The sequence below is a fragment of the Pararhizobium sp. genome, assembly GCF_035497515.1.
Taxonomy (GTDB): domain Bacteria; phylum Pseudomonadota; class Alphaproteobacteria; order Rhizobiales; family Rhizobiaceae; genus Pararhizobium.
The window spans coordinates 1-3,591 of sequence record NZ_DATJDJ010000098.1 but is presented as its reverse complement, the minus strand read 5'-3'; the positions used below and the strand labels follow the sequence as shown (position 1 = coordinate 3,591).

Annotated in this window: 3 protein-coding genes; all 3 read right to left on the bottom strand. The window is 61.1% G+C overall.

Annotated features, from left to right (window positions below):
* Positions 1 to 160: 160 nt before the first annotated feature.
* Genes VL202_RS09975 through VL202_RS09965 form a run of 3 tightly spaced genes read right to left on the bottom strand, consistent with a single transcriptional unit; the run spans position 161 to position 3,557 of the window.
* Positions 161 to 1,030: a DMT family transporter gene (locus tag VL202_RS09975; protein ID WP_325463960.1), complete on the bottom strand. Its 870-nt coding sequence runs from the start codon at positions 1,028 to 1,030 to the stop codon at positions 161 to 163.
* Positions 1,027 to 2,685 (bottom strand): ABC transporter ATP-binding protein, encoded by a 1,659-nt coding sequence (locus tag VL202_RS09970; protein WP_325463959.1) that lies wholly within the window; start codon positions 2,683 to 2,685, stop codon positions 1,027 to 1,029. The genes VL202_RS09975 and VL202_RS09970 overlap by 4 nt, the downstream gene beginning before the upstream one ends.
* Positions 2,682 to 3,557: an ABC transporter permease gene (locus VL202_RS09965; protein ID WP_414692834.1), complete on the bottom strand. Its 876-nt coding sequence runs from the start codon at positions 3,555 to 3,557 to the stop codon at positions 2,682 to 2,684. Before VL202_RS09965 ends, VL202_RS09970 begins: the two co-directional genes overlap by 4 nt.
* Positions 3,558 to 3,591: the final 34 nt, after the last annotated feature.

Genomic DNA, 3,591 nt, shown 5'->3' with positions numbered 1-3,591 from the left:
GATGCGAGGTCAAGGCCTTCAAAGAGCTTCGAGCGCGCCAAAAGGGACGTCTCTATGGGCATCATCGCATCTCCAGTGACTGACAGGGTGCGAATTTAGCCCGTAGGGCGCCAATCCTGTTTGATCTCGATCAAGCTCGTCGGACTGAATGCCCAATATTCTAGCGATCCCGCCCATTCTCCCAATGGAGCAGCATCAGGATTGCCAGGAAGATCACGATGCCGCCTATGATGACCGCCAGCTGGATCGGCTCCCCGAACAGCGTAAGACCGAAGGCCAGGGCCAGCGGCAGGCGGATGAAATCGACGACGACGAGAAGGGATGCGTCCGCGAGTTTCATTGCCTTGGCAAAGGCGAGCTGCGCCATCAGGCCGCCGACGCCCTGCAGCGCCATGAGGCCCAGCGCGTAAAGCGAAGGTGTCTGCCAGACCGGCAGCCCGAACAGGAAGGCGACTGGAACGGTGATGATGAGATTGAGCCAGGCGATGCGCAGCGGATCCTCGCGGCCCGCCGAGACCTTCATCAAAAGCGCGACCGCCGCCAGCCCGATCGCTCCGGCGAGAGCCCAGGCAGCACCGGCATTCAGCGTGGCGGCGCCCGGCTGCAGCACGATCATCACCCCGGCAAAACCAAGCACCAGCGCCGCGATGCGGGCGGCATAGAATTTTTCGCCCAGGAAAATCACGGATCCCAGCATCACGAAAAGGGGCATGGTGAAAGCGATGGCCGTCGCTGACGAGAGCGGCATCTGCGTGACCGCCATGAAGCCTGCCACCAGGGCCAGAAGCTTGATGACCGCGCGGACCGCATGAACCCAGAAGAAGGTATTGGTGTCGCTGTAAAGCTTGCTGCGCGGGAAGATCGCAAAGATGGCGATCAGGCTGAACAGGTTGCGAAAGAAGACGATGCCGAGCGGATGTATTTCGCCGGCAATCAACCGGACGATGACACCATCCATGGCCGCGACGACGGAATTTCCGGCCATGAACAATGCGCCCGCGACGATCGCGGGCATGGCGTAGGATTTCATGCCGGCAGCGGCACGATGGAAGGCGCCGCCTCCCATTTCGGGCGCGGTGTCGCGTTCATGAGCTGGCGCGTATAGGCATGCTGCGGATTGCGGAAGATCTCCTCTGTCCTTGCATGTTCGACGATCGCGCCATTCTTCATGACGATGATGCGATCCGCGAAATGACGCACGATCGGCAGGTCATGGGTAATGAAGATATAGGCAAGGCCAAGCCGGTCGCGCAGCTGCGCCAGGAGATCGATGACCTGCACCTGCACCGACACATCGAGCGCGGAGACGGCTTCGTCGCAGACGATCAGTTCCGGGTCGCAGGCAAGCGCCCGGGCAATCGCGATGCGTTGGCGCTGGCCGCCGGAAAACTGGTGCGGATACCGGTCCGCATGCTCGGGCTTCAGGCCGACGAGGCCAAGCAGTTCGACGACGCGGTCGCGCCAGCGCGGCTTGTCGAGAATGTCCTTGTGGATGCGCCAGGGTTCGGAGACGATATCGAAAATGGTCATGCGCGGATTCATGGAACTGTAGGGGTCCTGGAACACCATTTGCACCTTGCGGCGAAAGGCTAGCAGTTCCTTTGCGTCCATCTTGAAGATGTCGCGTCCGTGAAACAGAGCTTCGCCGTTCGAGACGTCATTGAGACGCAGGAGAACGCGTGCGACGGTGGACTTGCCGGAACCGCTTTCGCCGACAATGCCGATGGTTTCGCCCTTCGCCACCGTGAAGCTCAAATCCTTCACCGCATGCAACTGGGTGGATTTGGTAAAAATACCGGACGAAATTCCGTAATATTTGTCGAGGTTCCTGACTTCGAGGATAGGCGCGCCGATAACGGCCGTCGAACGACGATCGGAACCATCGACGCCATCCGCATGCGGCAGGGCGTTGATCAGGGTCCTGGTATAGCTGTGCTGCGGGTTTTCGAAAACCGCCCGCGCCTGACCTTCCTCGACGATGCGGCCGGAATTCATGACGATCACCCGGTCGGCCATCGACGCGGCCACCTCGAGATCATGGGTGATCATGATGATCGCCAGCCCGTCCTCGGCCTGCAGTTTTTTCAGAAGATCGAGAATCTGTGCCTGTACGCTGACATCGAGCGCCGTCGTCGGCTCGTCGGCAATCAGGATTTCGGGGCGCAGCGCGATCGCCATGCCGATCATGATGCGCTGGCGCTGCCCGCCGGAGAACTGGTGCGGATATTGGTCGATGCGTTTTTCCGGTTCGGGAATGCCGACACGGCCGAGAATCTCGATTGCCTTGGCACGCGCCTCCGCCCCGGTTGCCACCCCATGCGCGGAAAAGACTTCTGCCAGTTGCCAGCCGATCGGATAGACCGGATTGAGATGCGAAAGCGGGTCCTGGAAGATCATGGCGATCTTCTTGCCGTTCAGGTCGCGTCGCTCCTCAATGCCGCAATCGTCGAGATTCTTGCCGCGATAGGTGATGGTGCCGGAACAGATGTCGCCCGGCGGCGTGTCGATCAGGCCCATGATGGCGCTGGCGCTGACGGATTTTCCGGAACCGGATTCGCCCAGGATGACCAGCGTTTCGCTGGCATCCACATGGAAGCTGACGCCGTTGGTAGCGCGGAACGCGCCGCCGAGAGACAGGAAATCGACGGTCAGGTCCTGGACTTCGAGAAGGTGGGGAGCGGTCATGAGCGTTTCTCCGGAATGCCCTTTTTCGAACGGGCAAGCTCGATGCGCCAGCGCTGCTGCGGATCGGCATAGGTGCGCCACCAGTTGGAGAGAATGTTGAGCGACAAGGTAGTGAGCAGGATGGCGAGACCCGGCCAGAAGGCGATCCACCAGGCATTGGACAGATAGCCGCGGCCCGTGGCCACCATGGCTCCCCAGGTGAATTCCGGCGCCTGGATGCCGAGGCCAAGGAAGCTCAGCGAGGATTCAGCCAGAACGACAGTGGCAAAATCGATGGCACCGATGGTGACGAGCGTCGGAAGGACGACCGGCGCGATATGGCGGAAAACGATCCGCATATGGCCAGCCCCAAGCGCCATGGCCGCGCTGACGAACATGCGCTCGCGCACTTCGAGCACTTCCGCGCGGGTCGTGCGCAGATAAATCGGAATACGCGTGACGGCCAATACGATGATGAGGTTGATGACCGAGGGGCCGAGACTGAAGAGGACGATCAATGCCAGAAGCAGCGAGGGGAAACTCATGACGATATCGGCGACGCGCATGATGACATTGCTGAGCGGCCCGCGCGAATAGCCGGCGATCAGGCCGAGAAAGCCGCCGATCAGCATGGAAAAGAACACGGCGAAAAGTGCGATGCCGAGCGTGTTCTGGGCTCCGACGATCAGGCGGGCCAGCAGGCTGCGGCCGAGCGTGTCGGCGCCCAGCACATAGATCCAGCCCTGGGAGAGACTGAAGGGCGCCATGTTGCGGGCGCGGAAATTCGGCTTGTCGATCAGATCGCCCATCAGCCACGGGCCGACGACGGCACAGATGACCACAAGTGCCAGGAAGATCACCGCGGCCAGCGCCAGCCTGTTGCGGGCAACCAGCCGAAGAACCTGGAAGCGTCCGGCGTTTTTCTGC

Excerpts from the sequence above, each read along its gene's own strand:
- VL202_RS09975 (WP_325463960.1), bottom strand. The coding sequence starts at position 1,030 with ATGAAATCCTACGCCATGCCCGCGATCGTCGCGGGCGCATTGTTCATG.
- VL202_RS09970 (WP_325463959.1), bottom strand. The coding sequence starts at position 2,685 with ATGACCGCTCCCCACCTTCTCGAAGTCCAGGACCTGACCGTCGATTTC.